Source organism: Pseudoalteromonas sp. T1lg65 (assembly GCF_051930985.1).
In the GTDB taxonomy this organism is placed as follows: domain Bacteria; phylum Pseudomonadota; class Gammaproteobacteria; order Enterobacterales; family Alteromonadaceae; genus Pseudoalteromonas.
In genome coordinates this window covers 129542-154908 of sequence record NZ_CP196838.1, presented here as the reverse complement: position 1 = coordinate 154908, position 25367 = coordinate 129542, and the positions used below count along the sequence as shown (strand labels likewise).

General features: G+C 41.1%; 23 protein-coding genes. 17 read left to right on the top strand and 6 right to left on the bottom strand.

Annotated elements, in window-relative coordinates; genetic code table 11:
* Window positions 1–260 precede the first annotated feature (260 nt).
* The 6 genes from ACSLBF_RS18115 to ACSLBF_RS18090 all read left to right on the top strand — a co-directional run bounded on the left by ACSLBF_RS18115 (window position 261) and on the right by ACSLBF_RS18090 (window position 7492).
* Window positions 261–1517 carry an efflux RND transporter periplasmic adaptor subunit gene (locus ACSLBF_RS18115; RefSeq protein ID WP_440056794.1) on the top strand — a complete coding sequence of 419 codons (1257 nt, stop codon included), beginning with the start codon at window positions 261–263 and terminating at the stop codon, window positions 1515–1517.
* Between the two features lie 14 nt (window positions 1518–1531).
* Window positions 1532–2248: an ABC transporter ATP-binding protein gene (locus tag ACSLBF_RS18110; RefSeq protein ID WP_440056793.1), complete on the top strand. Its 717-nt coding sequence runs from the start codon at window positions 1532–1534 to the stop codon at window positions 2246–2248.
* Between the two features lies 1 nt (window position 2249).
* Window positions 2250–3566, top strand: a complete 1317-nt coding sequence (locus tag ACSLBF_RS18105; protein WP_440056791.1) for an ABC transporter permease — start codon at window positions 2250–2252, stop codon at window positions 3564–3566.
* A 9-nt stretch (window positions 3567–3575) separates the two neighbouring features.
* Window positions 3576–4781 (top strand): ABC transporter permease, encoded by a 1206-nt coding sequence (locus tag ACSLBF_RS18100; RefSeq protein ID WP_440056790.1) that lies wholly within the window; start codon window positions 3576–3578, stop codon window positions 4779–4781.
* An 84-nt stretch (window positions 4782–4865) separates the two neighbouring features.
* Window positions 4866–6203 carry a sigma-54-dependent transcriptional regulator gene (locus ACSLBF_RS18095; RefSeq protein WP_440056789.1) on the top strand — a complete coding sequence of 446 codons (1338 nt, stop codon included), beginning with the start codon at window positions 4866–4868 and terminating at the stop codon, window positions 6201–6203.
* A 2-nt stretch (window positions 6204–6205) separates the two neighbouring features.
* Window positions 6206–7492, top strand: a complete 1287-nt coding sequence (locus tag ACSLBF_RS18090; RefSeq protein ID WP_440056788.1) for a sensor histidine kinase — start codon at window positions 6206–6208, stop codon at window positions 7490–7492.
* 36 nt (window positions 7493–7528) lie between these two features.
* On the opposite strand, the gene ACSLBF_RS18085 is transcribed toward ACSLBF_RS18090, so the two are convergent.
* Window positions 7529–8173, bottom strand: coding sequence for a 2OG-Fe(II) oxygenase (locus ACSLBF_RS18085; RefSeq protein WP_440056787.1), 645 nt, complete (start codon window positions 8171–8173; stop codon window positions 7529–7531).
* Between the two features lie 69 nt (window positions 8174–8242).
* Window positions 8243–8722, bottom strand: a complete 480-nt coding sequence (locus tag ACSLBF_RS18080) for a low molecular weight protein-tyrosine-phosphatase (RefSeq protein WP_440056786.1) — start codon at window positions 8720–8722, stop codon at window positions 8243–8245.
* A 324-nt stretch (window positions 8723–9046) separates the two neighbouring features.
* Here ACSLBF_RS18080 and bfr (ACSLBF_RS18075) point away from each other — a divergent pair, with 324 nt between their 5' ends.
* The 7 genes from bfr (ACSLBF_RS18075) to ACSLBF_RS18045 all read left to right on the top strand — a co-directional run bounded on the left by bfr (ACSLBF_RS18075) (window position 9047) and on the right by ACSLBF_RS18045 (window position 17972).
* Window positions 9047–9517: a bacterioferritin gene (gene bfr, locus ACSLBF_RS18075; protein ID WP_440056785.1), complete on the top strand. Its 471-nt coding sequence runs from the start codon at window positions 9047–9049 to the stop codon at window positions 9515–9517.
* A 3-nt stretch (window positions 9518–9520) separates the two neighbouring features.
* Window positions 9521–10006: a bacterioferritin gene (bfr, locus tag ACSLBF_RS18070; RefSeq protein WP_440056784.1), complete on the top strand. Its 486-nt coding sequence runs from the start codon at window positions 9521–9523 to the stop codon at window positions 10004–10006.
* A 152-nt stretch (window positions 10007–10158) separates the two neighbouring features.
* Entirely contained in the window at window positions 10159–11394 is a 1236-nt protein-coding gene (locus ACSLBF_RS18065; protein ID WP_440056783.1) for an ABC transporter substrate-binding protein, read from the top strand.
* A complete protein-coding gene (locus ACSLBF_RS18060) occupies window positions 11391–14696 on the top strand; it encodes a response regulator (RefSeq protein ID WP_440056782.1) in 3306 nt (1101 codons plus the stop codon). The genes ACSLBF_RS18065 and ACSLBF_RS18060 overlap by 4 nt, the downstream gene beginning before the upstream one ends.
* A gap of 121 nt (window positions 14697–14817) precedes the next feature.
* Window positions 14818–16983, top strand: a complete 2166-nt coding sequence (locus ACSLBF_RS18055; RefSeq protein ID WP_440056781.1) for an exonuclease domain-containing protein — start codon at window positions 14818–14820, stop codon at window positions 16981–16983.
* Window positions 16973–17347: a DUF1294 domain-containing protein gene (locus ACSLBF_RS18050; RefSeq protein WP_440056780.1), complete on the top strand. Its 375-nt coding sequence runs from the start codon at window positions 16973–16975 to the stop codon at window positions 17345–17347. Before ACSLBF_RS18055 ends, ACSLBF_RS18050 begins: the two co-directional genes overlap by 11 nt.
* A gap of 106 nt (window positions 17348–17453) precedes the next feature.
* The gene (locus tag ACSLBF_RS18045; protein WP_440056779.1) at window positions 17454–17972 is read left to right on the top strand and encodes an Mpo1 family 2-hydroxy fatty acid dioxygenase; all 519 of its coding nucleotides are present in this window, start codon (window positions 17454–17456) and stop codon (window positions 17970–17972) included.
* 33 nt (window positions 17973–18005) lie between these two features.
* Here the strand turns inward: ACSLBF_RS18045 and ACSLBF_RS18040 are convergent, their stop codons facing one another.
* Entirely contained in the window at window positions 18006–18962 is a 957-nt protein-coding gene (locus ACSLBF_RS18040; protein WP_440056778.1) for an FHA domain-containing protein, read from the bottom strand.
* Between the two features lie 505 nt (window positions 18963–19467).
* Between ACSLBF_RS18040 and ACSLBF_RS18035 the strand changes: the two genes are divergently transcribed.
* On the top strand, window positions 19468–20058 hold the full coding sequence (locus tag ACSLBF_RS18035) for a CBS domain-containing protein (protein WP_440056777.1): 591 nt from the start codon (window positions 19468–19470) through the stop codon (window positions 20056–20058).
* 49 nt (window positions 20059–20107) lie between these two features.
* Here ACSLBF_RS18035 and ACSLBF_RS18030 read toward each other — a convergent pair whose 3' ends face one another.
* Both ACSLBF_RS18030 and ACSLBF_RS18025 read right to left on the bottom strand, forming a co-directional pair.
* A complete protein-coding gene (locus tag ACSLBF_RS18030; RefSeq protein WP_440056776.1) occupies window positions 20108–21022 on the bottom strand; it encodes a M14 family metallopeptidase in 915 nt (304 codons plus the stop codon).
* A 71-nt stretch (window positions 21023–21093) separates the two neighbouring features.
* Entirely contained in the window at window positions 21094–21504 is a 411-nt protein-coding gene (locus tag ACSLBF_RS18025) for a hypothetical protein (RefSeq protein ID WP_440056775.1), read from the bottom strand.
* A 427-nt stretch (window positions 21505–21931) separates the two neighbouring features.
* Here ACSLBF_RS18025 and ACSLBF_RS18020 point away from each other — a divergent pair, with 427 nt between their 5' ends.
* From ACSLBF_RS18020 to ACSLBF_RS18010, 3 genes are all read left to right on the top strand, one after another.
* Complete coding sequence (locus tag ACSLBF_RS18020; protein ID WP_440056774.1) at window positions 21932–22324, top strand: hypothetical protein; 393 nt, start codon at window positions 21932–21934, stop codon at window positions 22322–22324.
* Between the two features lie 234 nt (window positions 22325–22558).
* Window positions 22559–22720 carry a TIGR04149 family rSAM-modified RiPP gene (locus ACSLBF_RS18015; protein ID WP_440056773.1) on the top strand — a complete coding sequence of 54 codons (162 nt, stop codon included), beginning with the start codon at window positions 22559–22561 and terminating at the stop codon, window positions 22718–22720.
* 145 nt (window positions 22721–22865) lie between these two features.
* Window positions 22866–23738 (top strand): lysostaphin resistance A-like protein, encoded by an 873-nt coding sequence (locus ACSLBF_RS18010; protein WP_440056772.1) that lies wholly within the window; start codon window positions 22866–22868, stop codon window positions 23736–23738.
* Window positions 23739–24304: 566 nt separating this feature from the next.
* On the opposite strand, the gene ACSLBF_RS18005 is transcribed toward ACSLBF_RS18010, so the two are convergent.
* Complete coding sequence (locus ACSLBF_RS18005) at window positions 24305–25207, bottom strand: YbjQ family protein (protein ID WP_440056771.1); 903 nt, start codon at window positions 25205–25207, stop codon at window positions 24305–24307.
* Between the last annotated feature and the right edge of the window lie 160 nt (window positions 25208–25367).

The following is a 25367-nucleotide window of genomic DNA, read 5'->3' as shown; positions in this document are numbered from 1 at the left end:
TAAACATTGTGACGATGAAAAAGTGTCCGGAGCGGACACTTTTTCTGTCCGCGGACAGTGTTCTTTTCTAGGTAAAAATAAAAACCCCTTACAATTCAGTCTGTTAATTTTTGGCATGACTTTGGTATATATCTACGTAAGTTATCTTAAAAGGTTAGTGTGATGATCCCGGACGTTTTCTTTTTACCACCAGTCATTGTGTTGATTTGGGCGTTTGGCATCGTGCTCTTTGAAGTCATTAAAGAAAAAGGAACATGGTTATGATCAAAGATACCAGTGGTCAGGACATACAGGTTAGTAACTCAAAACCTAAGAAAATAAAGTGGTTACTTGGCTGTGCAGTTGGTGTGTTAGTTGTGTTGGCGTCGGCAAGTGCTTTTGTCAGTCATGACGCGAACATTTCAGTATCCAGAGACAGGATTCAGATTGCAGTTGTTGAAAAAGGGACTTTGGTTAGAGATATCGCAGCAACAGGTCAAATAGTGGCAGCAAATGCGCCGCAAATATACAGCCCAGAGCAAGGCTATGTCGATTTGCTGGTAAAAGCGGGAGACACGGTAACAAAAGGTCAATTACTGGCCAAAGTGGATAGCCCGACATTAAACAACCGCTTGCAGCAAGAGCAGGCTGAATTAGAGCGACTGGATGGGGAATTTGGACGTAAGCAGCTAGATGTGAGACGTGAAAACTTAGCACTAAGCAAGACACTAGATTTAGCCAATGTAGAACTACAAGCGGCGAAAAGAGAAAATCGGCGTGCGCAACTTTCGATCAAAAAGAACCTGATTAGTCAAATTGATTTAGAGAAAGCGCAGGATGATCTAGCTAGAGCGGAACTTAACTATGAGCATGCGCAAAAAGAGGTGAGTCTGGGTAAAGATACCCTAGCGTTTGAGCTTCGCTCGGTTGAAAACCAACTTGAGAGACAGCGACTAGTGGTTGCTGAATTACAAAGACAGGTGAGTAACCTTGAAATCATAGCGCCTGTAAGTGGCATTGTGGGGAACTTGCTGATTGAGCCAAATGCTTTAGTGAATGCTAACCAAAGTTTAATGAAGCTGGTTGATCTATCGGCTTATGAAGCTGAACTCCAGGTGCCTGAGAGCTACGCCGCAGAGCTTGGTCTGGGCATGTCGGTCAGATTAGAAATTGGCAGTAAGAAAGTTGCGGGTACCTTATCGGCCATATCCCCTGAAGTGCATAACAGAGAAGTGACAACCAGAGTTAGGTTTGAACATAGCGATATCGATGGGATAAGACAAAATCAGCGCTTATCTGCTCGTATCTTCCTAGAAAACAAAGAAAATGTATTAAAAGTAAGACGAGGTTCATTCATCAATGATGGTGGTTTCGTCGCATACAAAGTGAACGGTGATATTGCACATCGCATAGACATCGCGACAGGTGCTTCAAGTACAGCTGAGGTTGAAGTGGTTTCGGGTCTTGAGCCTGGCGACCAAATCATTATCAGCAGCTATGAAGCATTTAACAGAGAACAAAGCGTACTAATAAGATAATAAGGAAAAATACGATGTTAGAAATGAACAATATTGGCAAAATTTATCAAAGCGACATGGTACAAACTCACGCGCTAAGAGACTTTAACTTGAACGTGCAAGAGGGCGAGTTTATCGCGGTGACAGGACCTTCAGGCTCGGGTAAAACCACCTTTTTGAATATTGCTGGCATGCTAGAGTCGTACACCAGTGGACAATATGTACTGGACGGTATTGATGTAGGCAAGCTGAATGACAATCAACGTGCAGATCTTAGAAACCAAAAAATTGGCTTTATTTTCCAAGGTTTTAACCTTATTCCTGATTTGAATTTGTATGAAAACGTTGAAGTTCCATTACGTTATCGTGGTATTAAAGCGGCTGAGCGCAAGCGACGCATCGAAAAGTGCTTAGAGCAAGTTGGCTTGGCGGGACGTGCGAAGCATTTACCTCAGCAGTTATCGGGTGGTCAACAGCAGCGTGTTGCCATTGCTAGAGCGCTAGCCGGGGAACCTCGATTTTTGTTAGCGGATGAACCGACCGGTAATCTAGACAGCTTAATGGCACGCCAAGTTATGGAGCTGTTAGAGCAAATTAATCGTGATGGCGCGACCATCGTGATGGTAACGCACGACCCAGAATTGGCTAGACGTGCACCTCGCAATATTCAAGTAGTTGATGGCCAAGTTGCAGACTTCACCTTATACCAAGGCGGTGAAAGTAAGCCGATGAAAACTGCCCTAGGAGTTTAATATGTTTACCCATTATCTTGATTTGGCCTGGCGCAGCCTCAGAAGCACACCGCTTCCCAGCGCCTTAATGACCTTAGCTATCGCAATAGGTATCGGCGTCACTATGGTGAGCCTGTCGGTTTATCACATGATGTCTGCCAATCCATTACCAGATAAGAGCAGTCAATTGTTTGCTGTGCAACTAATGACAATGGATGACGGCGATGGCTTCTGGACGAAAGATAACCTGCCGTATCAACTGACGCACAAAGACTCGACGAATTTGATGAACATGAATGATGGCTTTAAAAAGGTGGCCATGTTTAGGTCGGGTTTTGCGGTTTACAAAGACAGCGATGGCACAAGTCACCCTACTATTCAAGATACACGTCTGACGACTCGCGGCTTTTTCGACATGTTTGCTGTGCCTTTTTTACACGGTAGCGTGTGGAGTGAGCAGCAAGGAAAAGACGCTGCACCGGTTGTGGTGATTGATGCGGTATTGGCTAAACAGCTGTTTGGTAGAACTGATGTTGTAGGAGAGGATATCTTTTTAGAAACTCGTCAATACCAAGTAGTTGGTGTCATTGATGAATGGCAGCCACATATCAAAATGTACGATCTCAATAATGGGAATTTTAATGATGCTGAACGTGTTTTTATCCCATTTAGTCATTCAAGAGCCTACAGCATTGATACTTGGGGTAACACCAATGGCTGGAAATATGAAAATATTAGAAATTTTAATGACAAATTAAACTCAGAAATGTTTTGGACTCAGTTGTGGATAGAGTTGCCTAATGAACAAGCCAAAGAACGTTACGGCGTACAACTTATGGGGTATATGCAGGAGCAAATGGCGTTAGGTCGATTTACCCGTGAGGAGTTGAAATATGGCCTAAAGGATCTGGAAGAGTGGCTTGAATACAATGATGTAGTGACGGAAGACAATAAAATCTTAATTGGATTAAGTTTTATGTTTTTGGTTGTCTGTCTTGCCAATATTTTAGGCTTGCTACTGGCGAAGTTCTTAAAGCGCGCACCTGATGTTGGTGTACGTAGAGCACTTGGCGCTAGTAAAAGGCAAGTGTTCTATCAGCATCTAGTTGAAGTGGCTTTGCTCGGCGGTATTGGGGGGATTTTTGGGATTGGTTTTGCACAGCTTGGTCTGTGGGGAATTCGTCAAAGCTATAGCTACTACGAAGTGCTAGCAACCATGGATATTACTATGCTATTGGCCGCACCAACTATCGCCATTATTACTTGTATCATTGCCGGCCTGTATCCAGCTTGGTTGGTATGTAGAACATCACCTGCAACCTATTTAAAAGTGCAGTAGGAGGGAGCCATGTTAGAAATAAAACCAACCATCAATGCATTATTGCGTTCCAAAGCGGGGGCTATCTTAGCCATACTACAACTTACTTTGACATTAGCGATCGTTAGTAACGCGCTGTCTATTATTAAAGACAGAGTAGAGTACCTTGATAAGCCAACAGGTTACCCTGAAGAGTCAGTGTTTAAGTTTAACATTTTAACTTTTGAAAAAGACGTGGATTTGAATCAGCAATGGTTGCTTGATGAGCGAGCAGTTCGGGCTATTCCCGGCGTGATTGATGTCACTGGAATAAGCTCAATTCCTTTGGTCGGAGGCGGAAGTTCAACAGGATTTCGCCTTAAGCCCGCACCACAAGAAAGTAAAACAGTTGGTGCCGGCTGGTTGTACGGTAATCATCAAATTATCAATACCTTGGGCGTCGAGATTAGCGAAGGCCGCAGCTTTACTGAAGAAGACGTGACAATGGGGAAAAATTATCAAAACCAGCCAACCGTGGCGATTGTAAGTCGTCCTTTTACCGATGACATGTTTGGTGAGGGAAAAGGTTTAGGTGAAATTGTTTATTTGGGTTCTCATCCTTTAAAAATCATCGGAATCGTTGAGACAATGGTGAATCAGTGGCCGAAACGTGATAACGCATCAAAGCTAGTGATTATGCCGATGATCCAAGCTGAGGGTATGCAAAAGTTTGTGGTAAGAACGGATCCTGCTCGTAGAGATGAAGTGATGAAAAAAATTGAAGCGGCGTTGTTAAAAGGAGATACCAAGCGTGTAGTTTCTGACATTACTGGTTTGGATGAAAAGAAAGCAAACTACAACGCAAAGGATACCTTGATGCTCAGAATGTTGTATGTTTTGGTGTTTATTTTGTTACTGGTTACGGCCTTGGGTATTTTCGGTTTAACACAATTTAATATCAGTAAAAGAACTAAGCAAATTGGAACCAGAAGAGCGTTAGGCGCGAGAAAGTCAGCCATCATACGTTATTTTGTGGTAGAAAATATGCTGGTGTGTTCAGTTGGCTTGGTACTGGGCAGTATTGCAGCCTACTTCTTGGGTAAAAAACTGATGTCATTGTATTCCGTACCAGCGCTAGAACCTAGCTTTGTCGTGCTTACTTGTATTGGGTTAATCGCGTTAAGTGTTCTAGCGGTAATTTATCCTGCCAAAAGTGCAGCTGATATTTCCCCAAGTATTGCAACGCGGAGTGTATAACCTACTTTAACCTCAGCTGAGGTTATTTTAGGTACTGTCAGATGTGCTACACTGTGGCGCATCTGACAATGTAGAATAAAAACAATGGATAAAATATTAATTGTCGATGACAATCCTGCTGTAGTAGACGCGCTATCGTTACTATTGGAGTTACATGACTATCAAGTAGTGACAGCAAGCAATCAACTAGAAGCGATTAAAATAGTCTCGTTTCAAAGAATTGCGTTGGTGATCCAAGACATGAACTTTTCCGCTGATACCACTTCTGGGGATGAGGGGATTAAGCTTTTTCATCAACTCAAAGAAATCAATGCCAATTTGCCCATTATTCTAATTACTGCTTGGACCGAACTTGAAAGTGCTGTACAGCTAGTAAAAGCTGGAGCTGCAGACTACTTGGCAAAGCCTTGGGATGATCAAAAGTTGCTGGTGACTGTGGCCAACCTGATTGAACTTGGCAGAACCAAACAAGAAAATTCTCAGCATAGAAAACTAGCAGAGCAGCGAGCGCAGTTTAACCAGCAGGCTAATTTACAAGGCTTGGTTTACAAAAGTGCCGCGATGCAACGCATTGTTGATATGGCGCTACAAGTAGCAAAATCAGATGTGTCAGTCCTTATCACCGGACCAAACGGCAGCGGTAAAGAAAAAATTGCCGAAATTATACAGAGTAACTCTCCGCTATCCAACGCGCCATTTGTCAAGGTTAACGCAGGAGCTTTACCCTCTGACCTAATCGAAGGAGAACTGTTTGGTGCTGAAAGTGGTGCATACACTGGCGCAACCAAACAACGGATCGGTCGTTTTGAAGCTGCGCACGGTGGTACGCTGTTTTTAGACGAAATAGGAAATTTACCGCTATCAGGACAAACAAAGTTACTCCGTGTTTTACAAAGTGGTGAATTTGAAAGACTGGGATCGGTGGAAACGCGTAAGGTCAAAGTGCGTGTTATTTCTGCGACCAACGCAGACTTGCCAAAAGACATCGCTGACGGAAAGTTTCGAGAAGATTTATACTATCGCCTCAATGTTATCGAACTTAACTTACCGCCGCTTGCTCAGCGTAGAGAAGATATTTTACCGCTAGTGATGCACTTTTTACCGGGTCGCATCGTGAGTTTTGAGGCGGAAAAGAAGCTTACTGAGTACCCATGGCCGGGAAACGTAAGAGAATTAGAAAATGCGTGTAAGCGTGCTGCGGTAATGAATCCAAATGGGGAGTTACAAAGCGAAGACTTTGGTTTACTAAACCTTAGTACGCAGCTAGATCAGTCCTCTGTCACGATAAATGAACCGTCTAAATCTGATATTGAGCAGGCTATGAGAGAGTTTGAAGGAGTCGTTGCAAAAGTTGCTCGACACTTCAATATGAGCCGTCAGGCCTTGTATCGTCGAATGAAAAAATTTGATATCGAGTACTAGCCATGGGACTAATAAAAAATAATATTCTCATCGTGACATTGAGCATTATTGCGGCGTTTGTTCCGATTATCATTTCTTATGGTTTTAATGCTCAACTGTTATGGACTATGCTGCTTTCACTTTGTGCTGGCTTAGTGCTATTTAAAATGTTGAATCGTAATTTAGATCACGGTTGGAAAGCGCTTCAAACAGGGCTTTTTAACTTTAAAGATGGCGAGTTCTCCACATCGATAGCCTATGACAAACAAGATGAATTAGGCCAGCTTTGCTCACTATTTAATGAAACGGCGGAGCAACTTAGAAAAGAAAAACAGTGGATTTATCAGCGTGAATTGATGTTAGATAAAGTGCTTGAGTCCTCACCACAAGTGCTCATTCTAGTTGATACTCAAGGATTTGTGGTATTTGCAAATCAAAGCGCCAAAGGCTTTTTCTCGCAGCCAAACCGCCTTGAGGGCATGCTGTTTAACGACGTTATAGGCGCGCTCCCCGATGATGTAAGACAGGTAATAGAGAAAAGACAGGATGGTATTTTCTCGCTTCAACAGCAAGATGCTGAACAACAAATGTGGCACTTAGCGACTGGCGAGTTTTTGTTGAATAACAGCGTGCATGAGCTTTACATCTTTAAGCAGTTCACGCGAGAGTTAAGTCGCCAAGAGGTGGCTGTGTGGAAGAAAGTCATCCGGATCATTAGTCATGAATTAAACAATTCACTGGGACCAATTTCTTCTATGTTACACAGTGGAAAAATTTTGGCTGAAAGGCTTAATGAACCAAAACTTTCTCGGGTATTTTCGACTATTGATGAACGTATTCGTCACTTGACTGAATTTGTGCATGGCTATGGCAAATTCGCCAAGTTACCTGTGCCGACACTTAAAAGTGTAAATATGCACACTTTGTGTGAGGGGTTACATCAACATTGGTTATTCCGAACATCATTGATGGTCGATGAAGTGTGGGCTGATCCAACTCAGCTAGAACAACTGCTTATTAATCTATTAAAAAATGCGCATGAGTCAGGGTCTGATCCTGATGATATCGAGTTACACTGCTTTTTAAGACACAATATGACGGTGATAGCAGTACTTGATAGAGGGCTAGGTATGAGTGAAGTTGTAATGCAAAACGCCCTAGTTCCTTTTTACTCGACTAAAAACACTGGCTCAGGGTTGGGTTTAGCACTATGTCGAGAAATAGCTGAAGCGCACCATGGCCAATTACATCTAAATAACCGCAAAGGCGGTGGCTTGAGCGTTGAAATCAGTCTGCCAGCGTATGGCTAGCAAACTGTATTTTTGCGTTGCAAATAGCCCACGATATTAAGCTGGTGGGTCGATATCATGATTAATGCTGGTATTGACTCTAAACCAACCAGCAATCGAATAGCGCTTTTTGTTGGCTTCTAGTACTTCATGAGGAAACTCATCACTCAAAAAAGTGACTAGCGTACCGTAGGTTGGCAAAACTTGTGTAAAGATCTGTTGATGGTCGTTTGGGTCATAGACAACCAGTTGTCCTCCGTCATTGTCCTCCCACTGTTGGTTGAGATACAACACAGTCGTGAGTATGCGGTTGGTTTTGCCTTTAAATGCATCCACGTGCTTTTTATAAAAGGCACCTGGCGGATAGACAGCAAAATGCGCTTCATAACTGAACAACCCCATAAACAACCTTCTATTTAGATAAGTTTTTAGGCTGTCCATATAGTTCAGCCATGTTGCTTCGAGTGTATTGTCTCTATCTAACCAGTGAATTTTGTCACGGCGAATTTTGCTGTTGGTTTCGTGTGCGGATTGACGACCGATACCAGCTTGTTTGAAGTCGTCCTTACCTAATTCAACTAGACGCTGTTCAAGCTTTTGCAATACTTCTATACCAACGGCGTTGGGTAAAATAGAAATACCAGTTTGTTGTAGATCTGTGGCAATTCTTTCGAAAGGATATTCGTTATCTAGATTTAACAAGCACAAAGCCTCCACATGGTTGAGGAGGCTTTGTACAGTGAGTTCAGCACTCAGTCCAACAAAAAGGCTTTATCCTTTCGATAAGTTTATTTGCTGCAAAATATTGTCGCTGGCACGCTCAACCAAGTCGAGGACCAACTCGAAACCTTTTTCTCCGCCATAATAGGGATCTGGTACCTCTGATCCGTGACAATGACCATATTCTAAAAACAAATGGAGCTTGTGTTGATACTCTGGTGGACACCAGCTTTTTAAATCAGCAAGGTTAGCGTTATCTGCGCACAGAATTAAGTCGAAAGCAGCAAAATCGTTACTCGTCACCTTACGCGCTTTAACACCGCTAAAATCGTAACCTCGGTTACGACCTGCGGCGATGCTACGGGGATCCGGCGGATTGCCTTGGTGATAAGCAATAGTGCCAGCAGAATCAATGTCCACAAACATACCTTTTTGATGTGCTTTGTATTTTAACACCGCTTCCATTGTTGGGGAGCGACATATATTCCCCATACACACGACTAAAATTTTAGTTATCTTACTTTGCTTCATGACGTACATTTCTAATGTTGATGTGACTTAATGTTGTTGTATCGTGCTAACTGTCAGAAAACAAGAGTAATGTTATTTAGATAAGTGTCTTTAACTGGATTCTAAACGAAAGTTGAATCACCGCGTTGCCAGTCATTGAAATTACGTTCTATCGTCGCCAGATTGCCGATTGCGATTATGAATGGAAATTGTTCTTAATACTGTTATAAGTCATTTATTTTAAAAGAATATATCAGGAATTCTGTTATTTACATTTGGTCTTGCGAAGCGCCAATAATCAACTAGGGTTAGTGTGCGTCATACACGAATTCATTAGGGGGCCCTATGCAGGGGAGTAAACCAGTGATAGCCGCGTTAAACCAAGTTTTAACGTTAGAGCTAACCTCAATAAATCAGTTTTTTTTACACGCTAGGATGTACAAAAACTGGGGGTTGGAAGAGTTAAATGAAAAGGCCTATAAAAAATCGATCAAAGATATGAAACAAGCCGATGATTTAATCGAGCGGATTTTATTTTTGGAAGGCTTACCCAATTTACAACATCTCGAAAAGCTTCGTATCGGTGAGCACACAGAAGAAATGACCGCCTGCGATTTGGCATTCGAGATGGACCAGTTGCCCGTACTCAGAGATGCAATCGCGCTGTGTGAGCTGGAACAAGACTACGTCAGTCGTGACTTACTTGAAGATATTTTAGAGTATGAAGAAGACTACGTTGATTGGTTAGAGACTCAGCAGTTCTTGATTAAAAATACTGGCATTGAAAACTATCTGCAATCGCAGATTGAGGAGTAACAGATGCAAGGTAATAAAACCATCATCGATTTGCTAAACAGGCAGTTAACGCTTGAACTTAGTTCAATGGATCAGTATCTAGCGCATTCAAAAATGTATGAAGACTGGGGTCTTGAAAAACTTCACAAACAACTCTCTCACGAATACGAGGAAGAGTTAGACCACGCTAAGCGTATCACCGAACGTATTCTATTTTTAGAAGGAACACCAGATACCGCATCCAGAGAAAAGATCAATGTGGGTGACAATGTAAAGCAGATGCTAGAGAATGACTTGGCAGCAGAGTTACTGGTAAAAGATCACCTCAAGAAAGTCATTGCGGTTTGTGAACAAGAAAAAGACTATGTGACAAGAGAGATGCTGGAAAGCCTACTCGACGATACGGAAATGGATCACATCTATTGGCTCGAGCAACACTTAGGTTTGATCAAACTTATTGGTCTACCGAACTACATTCAGAGCCAAATGTCAGGCGGGCATGGAGAATGAATCCAATCCTGATCCTACCTTAAAAAGTGAACCTCTTCGGTTCGCTTTTTTATTACTGGCCTTTTAATCAACAAAATCGCTACAAGCCAATCAAAGTTAAGCATTTCTTGCTTTCTGAGCTATTTTTAATTCAGTAGCCTAGGAAGACATGAATGATGCCGCGCTTAATCAATCACTGCCTAATTTTCGCTTTGTTACTTTACTCATCTGCTTTGCTAGCTAGCGATAAAGTAGTAAAGGTATATCATGATGCAGATTACTCTAATCTTGCACAGTCCGCAAAAGCAATCCAAATGGGGTTTATGACAGCGTTGGCGGAAGTCGATTACGAGGTCAATGGCTACAAGATAGAGTTTGTAGAGCGTGATCATCGCGGTAACGTTAATCGAAGTCTACTCAATATTAAGCAGTTTTTAAAAGATGAATCGGCACTGTTTATTCTTGGAGGTGTGCACTCTCCGCCCTATATCAAATATCGGGATTTTATCAATGAAAATCAAATACTGCTGCTGGTCCCATGGGCTGCGGGTGGGTCAATTACTCGATATCCTAGCGCTAAAAACTGGATTTTCCGCCTGTCAGTTGACGATACGTTAGCAGGAGAAGTTTTGGTCAATGCAGCAGTTGATAGTGGTTGTCTTAAGCCTGCTCTGTTACTTGAGGAAACAGGTTGGGGACGCTCGAATTATTCAGCCATAACGGAAGCGTTAATGCGCTTGGATAAAGAGGGCAATGTTTACTGGTTTCATTGGAATACTCGGCAAAATCGAGCAAGTATGCTTATCGAGCAAATCGTTAAAGAAGGTGCCCACTGCATCATCCTTGTTGCCAATTCCATTGAAGGTGCAGAATTCGCTCAAGCGATGTCACATCTTCCTGCAGAAAAACGCATTCCATTTATTAGCCACTGGGGCATCACCGCGGGTCAATTTTACGAAAAAATAGGCCACTTATTGGCTTCTGACGTAGAGTTTTCGTTCATTCAAAGCTGCTTTTCATTTCAAAATGAGCCTCGTCATCAGCTAGCGCAAAGTGTGTTTCAACGGGCGGCTTCATTGTATCCCAATGAAATCGCGAAACTTGGTTACATAAAGTCAGCTGTTGGTTTTATTCATGGTTATGATCTTGCCAAATTGTTTCTCGCTGCCAGCAGTAAAATTGATTTTGAACAAAGTAAAATTAATCGCGCAAATGCCCTGAGACAAGCATTAGAGCAAATCGAAACACCTGTACGGGGATTAGTTAAAACATATCGATTACCTTTCACAGTTTGGAGCAGCGCTAATGAGTCCGCCCATGAAGCGTTAACGAGTGACGATCTTTGCATGGGTCGCTATAGCCAAGGTGGCAAGATCGTTTTAATTGAGAAAATAAGGAAAGGGCTTTGAATCGTGAGATGAGGTTAAGCACCGACAAGGCATTTTATACTTTCTTACTAGTGAGCCTCATATTGTCGTTGTTAATAAGTAGCTCGTTTGTAGCAATGCGCTCTGAAGGCTCGGTTGAAGCTATGGTGATGGAGTCTAACCGAACGGAAGCAAAATTGGCCCTTGGAAATCTTCAACAGTATATAGAAAGCCGCGCGCAAATCATGCGAGACCTCGCAAAACATCCCCTTATCGTCAACGGTGTTATGGGGACCGATAGTGATTTAGAAAGTCTGCACCGATTCTTATCCAGCTACCATATACTGGGTGTGAAAGAAAATATCACTTTGGTCAATGTGCTTAATCAATTGATTTACCCAACAGCGCTTCGTGTTCAAATTGATGAGCATTCTGAACCTTGGGTGACGCAGTTACTTGAGCAGGGTGATTCGCTCGTTGTAACGTTAGAAAAAGAAGCTGGAGAGCACTATTTTAAGATTGCAGTTCCGGTATTTTATAATGGCTACGAAGAAGGGGTGTTGATCACCCGCTTCTCAACCAGCATTGAAAGCTTGATCACCGATACTTTGGGTAGTGAATACCAGAGTATTGCCATTCGGGGGCCATGGCTTAACTACCAAAGCAATCGTATAGAGAACGGTTTTTTTATATTAAAAGACCAAGTGGTGGGAAAAACAGGCCTGAGTTTTGATTATGAAATCAATGAAGAGTTCATTAACCGTAAAGTAGGGCATTTTGTCCGCGATATTGTACTCTCGACAGTATTTTCTTTGGCTATTACCTTCTCCATGTTGTATCTGTTTGGCCGTTATCTGATTCTTAATCCATTTAAGAGAGTAACTGAGTTAAATGAAGCCACTGAGCAAAGCGAAGAACGCTTCAAGTTAGCGATGTTCGCCAGTAACAACGGATTATGGGACTGGGATATGCAGACTGACACTGTGTTTTACTCAGATAAATTTCTCAGTCTGTTGGGCTTTAACGACGAACAAAAGAACTTGTTCCCAAAACGTATTGCCAGTTTTTTTAATCAGGTTCATCCACAAGACCTAGCAAAGCTCCAGCAAGCGATGGAAGAGCACTGTAAAAAAGAAGAACCATTTGAAGTGGAGTGCCGCTTGCGGGCTAAAAGCGGCGAGTATCGATATTTCTGGGTGAAAGCGGTAGCGGCGCTAAAAAATGGGGTTGCGACTAGGATGGTTGGTTCTGTCAGTGATATTACAGAACAAAAGCTGTATCAAGAAGCAATCAAAAAAGCCAAGGAGCACAACGAGCTGCTAGCCAAAGCCATTGATTGTGCCAATGTTGGTGTGACAATTGCCGATGTGACTTTGGAAGATTCACCAATTGTGTTTGCTAACCGCGCTTTCAAGAATATCACTGGGTACGGAGATGAAATTTTAGGAAAAAATTGTCGCCTGTTACAGGGAGACAAAACTGACACCAACAAGGTTCAAATTTTGTCAGATGCGATTCGTCAACGCCAATATGCGAAAGTAGAACTGATAAATTATAAAAAAGATGGCACGGAGTTTTGGAATAACTTACAGATCTCTCCCGTTTTCGAAAAATCAGGAAAACTAATTGCTTTTGTAGGAATACAACAAGACATAACGGAAGCAATCAAGAATAAAACCGAACTTGAACTAGCAAAACAACAGGCTGAAAAAGCGGCTCAAGCAAAGAGTGAATTTTTGGCATCAATGAGTCATGAAATTCGTACACCTATGAATGGCGTAATTGGGATGTTGAACCTTCTTGAGCAAGACCCGCTCAATGCCGATCAATTACATAAGGTGAAATTAGCACATAGTAGTGCTAAGTCTTTACTTAACTTAATCAATGATATTTTGGACTTTTCAAAAATTGACGCTAAAAAACTCGATTTAGAAGCGTTAGATTTTGATATTCGAGATGTCTTCGGTGAGTTAATGGAATCAGTTGCTTTGCAAGCTCAGCAAAAGGAATTAGAGCTGGTGCTGGATTTAACTGATATTGAATTTCCTGTGGTAAATGGTGACCCAAACCGGCTCCGGCAAATTATCACTAATTTAGTTGGAAACGCGATTAAATTTACTGAATCGGGAGAGGTGGTAGTTTGTGCAAATACCGTAAAACAGGATGAGAGAGTGAAGCTTACTTGCTCGATAACGGATACAGGGATTGGGGTACAACAAGAAAAGCTGGATGAACTATTTGAATCATTTTCTCAAGTGGATGCCTCTACGACCAGAAAATATGGTGGCACAGGGTTAGGCTTAGCGATTGTCAAAAGATTATGTGAACTGATGGACGGCTCTGTCTCTGTGCAAAGCGAGGTTGGTAAGGGGAGTACCTTTACTTTCACTGTCATGCTTATGCAAGTAGAGCAAGGGTATATCTTGGATAAGCAGATAAGTTTGAATGGTATAAAGATGTTGATTGTTGATAATAATCAAACAAGTTTAGCTGCGTTAAAACGCCAACTCAGTCATTGGGGAGCGAGTGTTGTTGCCGTCAGCTCTGGTGCTGCAGCGCTGCAGCAATGTGAAGCCTTAGTTGAAGAAACTGGCAAATGTTTTGACATCGCGTTGTTAGATTTGCGTCTGCCAGATATTAGTGCTGATAGGTTGGGGAGGAAACTCCAAGATGACAAACGTTTTGATAAAATCAAACTTATCTTAATGACTCTGATGGGCACAAAAGGCGATGCTAGCTACTATGCCAGTTTAGGATTTGCGGGATATTTCCCCAAACCAGTAACTGTGAATGACTTATTACACGCCATAACAATCGCTACAGAATACAGTGATGCACCACGCAATTCCAGACTATTAGCATCCAGCCACTATTTGACTGCAATGAAAAAAGACCGCAGTGATTTATTGCTTCGAAACCCAAACTGGAAGGGCGATCTACAGCTGTTGTTGGTGGAAGATAATAAGGTAAATCAAGTTGTAGCGAAAAGCATGCTAGCGAAAATGGGGATAGAGCATGTTGATGTTGCAGAAAATGGACTCGAAGCATTGCGTTTGTTGCGAGACAAGAAAGCAGCAAAAATCTATGATCTCATTTTAATGGATTGTCAAATGCCTGAAATGGATGGCTACCAAGCAACTCAGGAGATACGCAAAGGGGCTGTCGGCAGCCAACACAAAAATACCGTGATCATCGCAATGACGGCCAACGCAATGACGGGTGATAAACAAAAGTGCCTTCAAGCTGGCATGAATGATTACATCGCTAAACCGATTTCACCTGAACCTTTCCACCGGGTGCTAGAAAAGTGGTTGACCAAGCAAACCTCCAATTCAATTCATTAGGTCCCAGCAAACAGCCCTCGTTAATTGAGCAAGGCCAATATTTATGTTAGCGTTACTGTGTATTTATACATGGTTTTTGTGTGTTTTTCTCAAGCGTTTTTAAATTTGGGTTGGTCCTTCGGTGAAAAAAGTCTTACCACAAAAGTATTACTTACAACATTTTGATGAGCTTTCTGATTTTTTGTTGGATGTCTGCAACGATTTGCTGAGTGAAGAACAAAGCAACCTTTTGTTCAAAATTAACCAATTAGAAGAAAATGAAAAGTGCTTGCTGGTTCGCTTTCTTACCCGTAAAACGCCTTTTTTACACTACTCACAGCTACATTACAGTGAAATTGCTGACATTCCAAAAGCACTTACCGCATTGTGCGAAAAACACATGCTAAGGTCTTTGAGTAAACAAGATTTATCTACGGTCTTGGATTGTATGACCAAGGCCCAACTACAAACGTTAATAGAGCAAGCCGGGCTGACTTTAGAGGTCAAAAAATCGGCATCTAAGTCCCAATGGCAACAAGCCGTTGCCGCAGTACTTAGAGACATGAACTGGGTGACACTTGCAGCTTTTCAAGGCTATTACACTACCACTTTGAATGACGATTTTTGTTATTTCTTATTTTTGTTCTTTGGCTCTATTGATAAAACGTTTTCGCAATTTTCTATGCGAGATTTAGGCGTTATGGCAACTAGAGGCGACAGTATACAAGCGGCTCATTTTGAGGATATTGATGAAGCTCAGTCCTGCTATTTTTATGCAAGTTCAATAAAGCAGTTAGTACATGCAGATGAACAGACGTTGCGCGATGTTATTTCAGCATTCACGAACAATCAGTTTACAGCTGCAAAGGGTTATCAAGCCCAGTTACTGCGAGATAAATATACATACTTATTAGCGCAAGCCGCTAAATCAATTGCACCTGATTTAACAGAAGCAGTGTTGAAGTTGAGTACGCACCCAAAATCTCAAGAGCAATACTTGCGACTACTTTATGAGCGCGGTGAGCATCAGCAAGTGATTGAAAGACTCAATGCAATTATGGCTGAGCCGCAGGATGAGGCATTATTGGTGTTTGCTGAGGATTTTTATCAGCGCAAGTTCCAGGGCCAAAAGACCTCTGTTTTAACCAACTGGTTAAAGTCTGCCGGTGCTCCATTAGCGATTGATGAAGCGTACCGAGGTATGCCTGAGCGTGGTGTTATTGAACATTATCAGCGCAATAATGTCCAAGCTTGGCATGTGGAGAACACACTTTGGCTAAATTTATTTGTCCTGACTTTTTGGAATGAGCTGTACTATCATCCTCGCCACCCCATTGCTAATGGCTTTTCTAAAACACCAAAACTTCTCAAGGACAACCGCTTTTATCAACTTGCTAAAGAAGAAATCAACAGCAGGCTTGATGGTCTCAGCACTAATTTGGCGCTATATAAATGGGTCGTTGCGCAGGCAACGCGTTACTATCAACAACCTTCTAGATTGATCAATTGGCAGAGTAACTTTTTGCAGCCCTTAGAGGCATTAATTATTCATAGTGAATTGGCTTGGCTTAAGGGTGTGTTAATCGAGATGTCAAAAAATTTCACTCAGTTTAACAGTGGTTTTCCTGATTTATTAGTTTTGGAGCGTAACAACCACTTACGTTTTCTTGAAGTAAAAGCACCCGGAGACAGTTTACGAAGAAATCAATTAGTGACGATCCGGCGCTTGCAACAAGTGGGTTTCAAGGTTGATATTCAACCAGTCGAGTGGCAAATCAATCCACAGCAGTCATATGTAGTTATTGATATTGAAACAACTGGCGGCAATAAAGATTATGATCGAATTACAGAAATAGGGATAGTTAAAGTGGTCAATGGTAAGGTAACAGATACATGGCATAGTTTGATCAATCCAGAAAAACGTATCCCTTCAAGGATCAGTCAATTGACGGGGATCACCAATGAGATGGTCGCCACCGCCCCGACTTTTGCTGAGGTGCAGGAGCAAGTAATGGGATTTTGTCGGGACAGTATTTTTGTTGCGCACAATGTAAACTTTGATTTTGGCTTTATGCGCAGTGCATTTGCTCGTTGTGATGTATCGTTTGATTTAGCTAAGCTATGCACAGTCTCACTTGCGCGTCGCTACCTTCCAAAACAGCCATCTTATTCTTTAAAGTCACTGTGTGACTACTTGAATATCGAACTTAAGAACCATCATAGAGCATTGGACGATGCACAAGCTGCGGCTGAAATTTTCATGATCATTCAGCCTAAAAGGTTAATGGAGCAATTTAGTGGTAGTTAGGCTTGTACAAGGACAGGCGGCATTATTGTGGGGAATTAACGTATGTTTACTCACTCTATGTATCAGCACATTGAGCGATACAATGATTTTATTAGTGCCACTTTTGATAGGTTTTAACTTGCTAACGGCGGTGTTATGTTTCTGGGATAAGCGTCGTGCCTGTGCTGGTAGTAACCATCGCATCTCTGAAAACGCATTGCTGCTCAGTAGCTTTTCAGGCGCAAATATACTGTTACCAGCCTCAATGTATGCGTTTAGCCATAAAACGACAAAGTTGAGCTTTAACGTTAAAATGCTTGTTTCATTATTTATCCAATCAATACTACTAGGAATGTGGTTTATTTTTGTCTTTATAAAGCGCTAAAGCGATTAAAGGCTAAATCATAATTCTTTCACATAGCGCTAATTTGACGAAAATAAGATAGCGAGTTATACCTAATAAAGCTTTTACTCTAATAAGAAAAGTAATAATGAAAAGTTTACATGAAAACCTGTATCACTATGCTCAGTATCATCGACACAAACGAAATATTTTTACCCATTTTTTCGGTATTCCGATGATTGTTATAGCGCTTATTGGGTTATGTTATGTGCCTATCGCGTCCGTTTCTGTGTATGTAATTACTCCTGCTGGGATATTGTTAATCTTCCTTTGTGGTTATTATATCGCACTCTCCTTAAGGCTCGGCGCTATCATGAGCTTACTACTCGTTGTTATGTATTTAGGTGTTCAATACAGCTATTTATTGTTTGCTGAAGAGTTCATTATAGAATTTTATTTATTTTGGCTGGTGGTATTTGTTTTTGGCTGGGTGCTGCAATTTGTCGGTCATATTTATGAGGGTAAAAAGCCTGCGTTCGTTGACGACTTAATGGGACTGATAATTGGGCCGTTATTTATTTTAATAGAGCTGCTGTTTGCTATGGGCTTATATAAACAACTCGAAGCCAAAATAATAGAGAGCGTGGGGCCTTATCGTGACGATTAATAAAGCCCTTGTGAGTATGCTACTGTAAGGGGATTACAGCGACATTCTGGTTTCTAGTTTTGAACCTTTGATAATGGTGATGTCCTGACAGTTGACGCGAATTTGACCGCAGCGAGCCTCGATAATAAACGCTGAACTCGGGTGGCTCTCATCTAACGCTTCTGTCAGCTGCTTTTTCGCCCTATGTACCATAATGTTCATGTGGTTCATCTGGATCCCTAACGACTTGGCCAAATCTTCTCTATAAATCCAGCCTTGCACATCGGTATCTAACCCCGCATCTTTGTCTTCGATCCTCGCTCGAGCAAGGAGAAGCAATAAATAATGGTGACTTCGACTGCCTAAATCGATGGCATTGCCATTTGAATTGATCGTTAGATGTGTATCTTCTTCATCTTGACTGACACTAAATTCAAGTGAAATAGGTTTGGCCATAATTTGGTGTGACAGCTGCTTAGTAATAGGAACACTGGTAGCAGAATAAAAAGTCCATTGATCATTCATAACCGAAATACTACCGCCATCGATTAGCGCTTGCCGATCAGAGGTGACTAAGTCTTCTAAAAACCAGTAGTTAAGCAGTTTTTCAAAGTAGATAATGTGGGTTGGATCTTTTTCGTTAGGTAGTAAAAACTGGTTACCGACTTCAATAACTTTCTTGGGATTTGATTGCGATACCAGATATTGACATTCTGTTGCAAGATTAGCCGCGACAAAAGAGTTTTGTCCAGGTCCTGCAAAGTCAATTTTATCGTTCTCAAACAGTTGGTAAGGTAAGTTTTTGTCGACTTTTTTGTCGTTGATCCAAATACCGTTGGTACTTACGTCACGGATGAACCACTTGCCTTCGTTCAGCTCTATAATGGCGTGATGTCGTGAAACACCCGGTTTGTCGATTAGGGTATCAACATTGAATTTATAGCGACCAATGGTGTGGTAGCTTTTGAGATAAACGCGTTCAAGTTTTTGTTCGTCAATTAAATAAGCCATAGTAAGTTCCATATTACCGAAAATGTGCAAACCTTTGTCACACAAATGGAGTTAACATAGCACCTTTTTACTGGACTGCTAGAATCTCAAAGCTCGGGCACTGCATTAACCTGAAAGTCAGTTCCAGTCACGCCGAATACACGCAGTTACAATAACATAGCAAGTATGTCGGTTAGACAAGTATCAATGACAAGTGTATGACTAATAGAAAAGCTAAGCTATTACAGTAGATTACACCTGCGTATTTATCTTAACTAATCATCACACGAATGAATTTTAGCAGCCATTTTCGCTACCAAGAAGTAAATTTTGAGTAATATTATTCAGTTATACTAAATAAACAGATAGTTGCTGTGATCGGTTTGCAGTACAGTATTTGCTGAACCATAGTTAGAGCTGGTGAGCTGTTGTTTATAGTGCAATAAAATGGTCGGTTCTGTACGCAATTATGAAGAAGTATATAGCTCATTTTTGTTTCTTATCTCGACCTTGGAGAGCATTTAAAATGGGTGAGTTTCATTCAATTAGGACCATTCGCTTGCAAGGAGAGCATCACTTATACAAACCAACGGACAGCGAGCCGTTAACACTAAACTCCTGTGCATTGCTTGTTGTAACGGACTTTGCTAATCGCCAGCCACAAGTTATTTCCAAAGATGTGGATATTGATCATGCGCTTTACATGATGAAAAACGGTCACGTACGCTCAAAGATAGTTGTTGACTATGATGACGCGTTCCTCGGGGTCGTCAATTCCCGTGATTTAACTGGTAGAAAAGTGCTGAGCATTGCACAGCGGCGAGGCCAGCCTCGTTCAGAGCTAACCGTTGAACATGTAATGACCCGTAAAGAAGATTTACATGCGATACCATACCAGTCAGTCGAAAAGTCTACCATCGGTGATGTATTAGAGACCATGCAACAACTAGGTCAGCATCATATTTTACTGACGGATGAACAGTCTCGACTTAGAGGGATGATATCTGCTAGTGACATTGCCCGGGCGTTGCATGTGCCCGTGAGTATTTTCCAAAAACTGTCGTCTTTTAAAGACATTTTAGAGGTAATGTGTGGCAGAGAGGACCTTACTGCATAATACACAATAGTTGGCACTGTAATCGTGAGTTGTACAGTGCCAAAATTTGTTATTTAGATGCGCTTAGGTAGAACAAAGCCCCTTTAATGGCTGCGACTTGGCCATCAATACAGTTTTGTTCAGTGGCATTAGCGCTGTCAGGGTATACCTCTGTCGTAGTGACATATGGTGCGTCAGTCATTCCCATACATAATCCAAGCGCAGTTCCGTCGTAGTTAATGACGCCGAATTGTTCAGTATCGACACCAATCAACTGACCATTTTCGTCAGCTTCTGCGATATGTGTAACCTTTGCTACTTCTTCGATAATACGTGTTTGAAATGCGGCTTGTGGCTTTTGGGTATGGCCAACAAGATAAAACCCGTCTGGAATGTTCCAATTGTGATTTACCACGCCATCTCTTGCAGCAAGTGCTGGTCGAAACTCTGAATTATCAGTGTCTGTGGTTTCGTGTAAATCTACATGACACAGTACAGAAGAAGATTTACTACTGACAAAAGCCATAGCCAGCTGAGACTCAAGCGCTGGACTGTTGTCATAGAATGAACGGTTGGGGTCAATGGCGAATGGATTCCAGCGGTTGATGGTTTCGTAACCCCAAGGACTGATGCAAGGTAAAATAATGAAATTATATTGCGCCATAAACGCTTCGCAGTGATTTGCTGCAAACTCAATCGCGCCATGTACACCACTGGTTTCATAACCATGTACACCGCCAGTAACGAGTACGGTTGGCAGATCTGGTTGCCAGTTGCGGCTAGTTAATGCGAACAGCGGATAACTTTGGTTCGCGTAAGGTAACTGGCCATAATTGGTGATATCAAAAAGGTGATCGAGGGCGGACAATTTAGCAACGACTTCTTCAGTATAGGAGCGCTTGATACTTTGCTGCTGTAGCCACTGCACTTTTTCGTTTGCGGTCCAAGGCACACCAGCTGTACCAATAGGATATGAATTTTCCATAAATACCTCATTTGTTGTGTAAAGGTATGATATTGAGTCACAGTAAGCAAAGCAAACGAACGCGTCGATATTTACTCAGCGTACCCTAAAGCCCTAAGACCTTTAAGCTGCTTTTGAGTTGGCGTAAAGGTCCAGATCCTGATATTACCGTGAGGTTTATGCACTTTAGTAAAGTTGCACCAAAACACTTTTTCGATAGTTACTTTTGTGATTTCTTCAAACGGAACGTAATAATTTTTGCCAAGAAAATTTTGATAATACAGCCCTTGAGAGCAAAAAACGGCTTTGCACTTTCCGTTGACAGTGTTAAACAACGCAATAGCTAGAACTAAAATGATGACCGTAGGGACAAGTGATTTTACTAAAGAGACAGTCGTGCCGTCTGGCATGCTAGCGAGCAAATCAACAATGACCACAGCCAAGGTAAGTGCACAAAAAGTTAAGTAGAAAGATAGGTTCATCCCAAGTTTTAATTCTTTCATTTGTGTTCCTAAATTTGCGATTGATTTTTTCAGGTTGTGCAAAATATTCAAATAAAATGAAGCAAATATGGATGCTGATCTAAACTTCACGAAAATGATAAAAAGATAGCGGGTGATAAGTCGAGGCTAGTTAAAAAGGATGATTTTTTAGATTGTGGGCGGTGGTAGAACGTTGGTAATACTCACCTGCACACCTGATGTACTGCAATACGGGAGCTGAGCGAATATGAGATTAAATAATCAAATCACTGAAATACTGGGTTTTATTCTGCACGTTCATGGTCATTTACAGAAAAAATGCCTTATATGTGATTTTTTAATATGACAAATTCTTCAACTTCGAATATGTTTAGATTCTTGCTTTGTTAATTATTGGTTATCCCCAGCCATGAGCTTTTGGCGGGATACATGAGCTTAAGGAAGAAACATGAAATTTGAGCAACTGTTAAATCACTTTGATACTGGGATCTGCGTAGATCAACTGCAAAAAGAGTCTTTAGTTGATATTGCATTATTATTTGTGGGTGTCGATGGAGTGATATCAAGTGAAGAACGCGAGATTGTACAAAAGTGGGCAAGTAGCTTGAATTGGAACTCTATCATTCCATTACAGGACTACATTACTGATAGCCTAGGCAAGTCAGTGTTGGCGATTAAACAAAATGACGTAGAGGCTTATATCCAACACCGAATGGCGCATATTGTTGATGAACCAATGCGTAAACTGGCTCAACAACTTGCAGCTAAAATTATTGCAGCAGACGGTAAAATATCCCAAGAAGAACAAAGAGCAATCGAAATCTTAGAAGCCGAGCTATAATCTAGCTCGGTTTGCTAAATCTCCCCAGCCTTGTGTGTAAAACGGCTTTCACTTGATAAATCTTCAACTTCAATAAAGTTTAATTAAATCAAATTATTATATTTTTTTTTAGCATATTTCATATTTTTTCACTTGAGATGTGTATTTAATTTGAACACATTGAAATAGGTAGCGTGATATTGCGTCTATCAAATCAAAAATCAAATTTATAATACACATACAACAGGAAAGGTTATGAAACTAAAAAAAGTGAAACTGAAAACATTGAATAAAAATGATGCCCTTGAAAGCAAACAAACTAAGCAAATTGCTGGAGGGTATATGACTGGTTATTCAGTTGATTATGGTGCTTGTCACACGTCACCAGTTTATTGCCCAACGGCTTATATTTGCTAACTTTAGCGTCAGTAAAGCTCAGTGTTTGACTGAGCTTTTAGCTTTATCAAAGCGCAAATGACAGTAGCTTACAAGATCAGTTAATCGGCTAGCAAAACTGTGGTTAAATAGCCGTATCACAAAAACACTCCATAATAGTTATAACATGTCTTCACAGTTCGAGTTATTTGGTTTAATACTAACAGGTGGCATTATCGTCACATTTTTACCCGCTTTGGTCTCTGTCATTACTTTTTCAAAACCAAAAGCGGCACTTTTTTCACTGCTACCATCATTTATCTTCGCGCTTTATTTCTCTATTTTGGAACCTGCCGGTTTAGCTGCTATAGCGATATTTTCTTTGTTATGTTTTGGTTTTTCGTCGACAAACCAGAAGTTTGTTAAATGGCTAACGGGCGTAAGTATATTTATTCTAGCCATCGCCTTTATGGTTCACTTAATTCCGGGGTTTAATAACCCACTCGTGTATAAAGAGGTTGTGGTGAGTGAAAACGCGGTAACTTACTCAAAGTATTTGAACTTAGATAAGTTAGTGGTAGCAGTCTTGTTATTGGTTTGGGTTGTACCTAAAAGTACACAATTATCATGGGCAAGGTTACGCGCATCGCTTCCCATTTTAGCAACAACCACATTAGTGGGTTTAGTCGGTGCGGTCGCTTTTGGGTTGGTAGAACTTGACGCAAAGCTCAGTCCAATCCTTATTGGCTGGGTAATCACCAATCTCTTTATCACTTGTTATGCGGAAGAAGCCTTCTTTCGAGGCTTTATCCAAACGCAATTAAATACCTTATTCAGCACTAGGATTTACGGCGATTGGTATACCGTCTTCGTCTCAGGGCTGCTATTTGGAATTGCGCATTTCCCGGGCGGCCTTGCCTACACCGCTATAGCATCAGTAATGGGGGTTGGCTACGCCTATGTATACCAGAAGACTCAAAATATCCTCGTGCCCATATACGCACACTTCGGGTTTAATCTAATCCACTTCTGCTTCTTCACCTATCCGGTGTTGGTTTGAACGATAAATGCAAAGTGCAATTCAGATATTTATTAAAAATTTTAGCCTAGCTTGAAAAGTCTAGCGCGACGTTATTGGGATATAGTTCCATTTTAAAAGGAAGCTATTACTATAATCTCATAGCATATCGACGGTTATTAAAATCGTTGTTGGCCTCATCAGCATAACACTGGTTGCTCATCGAGTGTGGCAGAAAAGTTATACAGGCGAACTTTTAATGAGGTGCCAAAAAGTAATGAACACTACAATACTCTTTCATCGTGTTATAAGTGAATATTACTGATAGCCCTAATTAATCGCTAAATAGGTATCAATAATACTCAGCTTTAGTTGGTATGGTCCTTGAGAAAAAGCAACGAGTATACCCTAGGAAAAATAGTTCCATTAAATGAAACTGTACAAATGGGAAAACTCCGTCGATGAGATGCATCAAGAATTTAGCCGGGGAAAAATAAATAACAAATGCGTGGATCAACTGATGCATTTGAAATGAACCATAATGAAAAATTTGCTGTTACCGTTCGCTTTGCTACAAGTTGGAGAGATTGCCAAACCGCTTAATTACCTTATTCTTTATCAAGTATAACCGCAGTACCAGAGGCAACTAGAAAGAGCATACCATTTTTACCTCCGCCGGAAATTTCACTGTAATCGAGATCTACGGCAATGACAGCATTTGCGCCAATAGATAATGCTTCTTTCCTTAATTCGTCTAAAACGACTTTGCGGGCATCTCTTAAAGTATTCTGAATACTACTACTTCTACCGCCAAATGTATCACTCAATGAAACGAATATATCTTTAAATACGTTCATGCCATAAGCACATTCAGCAGTAATTACATCAAGCCGTTTTGCGATCTTTAAACTTGGATGCGTTTCAGTTGTTAGTAAAACAGCTTGTTGGTTTATATTTTCAAGCTTTGAAGCTTCTTGTTCCCTGAGCTTTTGCGCTTGGTAATAGTTCTTCAATTTGCTGTTAGGTAAGCCGTATTTACGCGATAAATAAACGTGTTTAGCGAGTTCTATTTTTTGAGCAGCTTCATAATTTACTGTTGTTAACTTATGACCGTAGAGAAAAAGAGCATAGTCGGAGTCTATTTTTTCAGTTCTTAAACCGCTTAGGCCATAGTTATTATCATTTAAAGTAAGTTCAGTTGAAGTTAAATAAATGGTGTAATCGTTTATATCTTTAAGCTCCGTGCTTTCAAAGCTTGGTATGTAATCTTCACATTCTTTTAAGGAGTATTGTTGAAATATATAAGCTTGTTCACAGGGAATTGAAATATTACAAAGGTAGTTACATTCATACCAAACGGTGATATCGAGTTTACTTCCGAGTTTTTGCTTTGCAAATTGAAGCTTTGATAATGGGTATTGCTTGTCATTTTCGTTGTCAGTTAAAAATTGTTCGGTGATGCTCCATTTGGGCTTTTCTTCTTGGGTGTCGTTCTTCTTAGAAAAAAACATAATCCATTCCTTATGCTGTAAAAGGTTAGCCTGTTTTAACATACACGTAAGGCTGTACGTCGAATATCATTGTTCACAGTAGTATTTATATATAGTCGGATGACGAGATTTCGCGGTTATCTGACCTTTGATGTAAATGTAGGTTGGATAAGCCGAAGGC

Coding starts and splice junctions, on each gene's coding strand:
- ACSLBF_RS18115 (WP_440056794.1), top strand. CDS start 261: ATGATCAAAGATACCAGTGGTCAGGACATACAGGTTAGTAACTCAAAA.
- ACSLBF_RS18110 (WP_440056793.1), top strand. CDS start 1,532: ATGTTAGAAATGAACAATATTGGCAAAATTTATCAAAGCGACATGGTA.
- ACSLBF_RS18105 (WP_440056791.1), top strand. CDS start 2,250: ATGTTTACCCATTATCTTGATTTGGCCTGGCGCAGCCTCAGAAGCACA.
- ACSLBF_RS18100 (WP_440056790.1), top strand. CDS start 3,576: ATGTTAGAAATAAAACCAACCATCAATGCATTATTGCGTTCCAAAGCG.
- ACSLBF_RS18095 (WP_440056789.1), top strand. CDS start 4,866: ATGGATAAAATATTAATTGTCGATGACAATCCTGCTGTAGTAGACGCG.
- ACSLBF_RS18090 (WP_440056788.1), top strand. CDS start 6,206: ATGGGACTAATAAAAAATAATATTCTCATCGTGACATTGAGCATTATT.
- ACSLBF_RS18080 (WP_440056786.1), bottom strand. CDS start 8,722: ATGAAGCAAAGTAAGATAACTAAAATTTTAGTCGTGTGTATGGGGAAT.
- bfr (WP_440056785.1), top strand. CDS start 9,047: ATGCAGGGGAGTAAACCAGTGATAGCCGCGTTAAACCAAGTTTTAACG.
- bfr (WP_440056784.1), top strand. CDS start 9,521: ATGCAAGGTAATAAAACCATCATCGATTTGCTAAACAGGCAGTTAACG.
- ACSLBF_RS18065 (WP_440056783.1), top strand. CDS start 10,159: ATGATGCCGCGCTTAATCAATCACTGCCTAATTTTCGCTTTGTTACTT.
- ACSLBF_RS18045 (WP_440056779.1), top strand. CDS start 17,454: ATGAAAAGTTTACATGAAAACCTGTATCACTATGCTCAGTATCATCGA.
- ACSLBF_RS18040 (WP_440056778.1), bottom strand. CDS start 18,962: ATGGCTTATTTAATTGACGAACAAAAACTTGAACGCGTTTATCTCAAA.
- ACSLBF_RS18035 (WP_440056777.1), top strand. CDS start 19,468: ATGGGTGAGTTTCATTCAATTAGGACCATTCGCTTGCAAGGAGAGCAT.
- ACSLBF_RS18030 (WP_440056776.1), bottom strand. CDS start 21,022: ATGGAAAATTCATATCCTATTGGTACAGCTGGTGTGCCTTGGACCGCA.
- ACSLBF_RS18025 (WP_440056775.1), bottom strand. CDS start 21,504: ATGAAAGAATTAAAACTTGGGATGAACCTATCTTTCTACTTAACTTTT.
- ACSLBF_RS18020 (WP_440056774.1), top strand. CDS start 21,932: ATGAAATTTGAGCAACTGTTAAATCACTTTGATACTGGGATCTGCGTA.
- ACSLBF_RS18015 (WP_440056773.1), top strand. CDS start 22,559: ATGAAACTAAAAAAAGTGAAACTGAAAACATTGAATAAAAATGATGCC.
- ACSLBF_RS18010 (WP_440056772.1), top strand. CDS start 22,866: ATGTCTTCACAGTTCGAGTTATTTGGTTTAATACTAACAGGTGGCATT.
- ACSLBF_RS18005 (WP_440056771.1), bottom strand. CDS start 25,207: ATGTTTTTTTCTAAGAAGAACGACACCCAAGAAGAAAAGCCCAAATGG.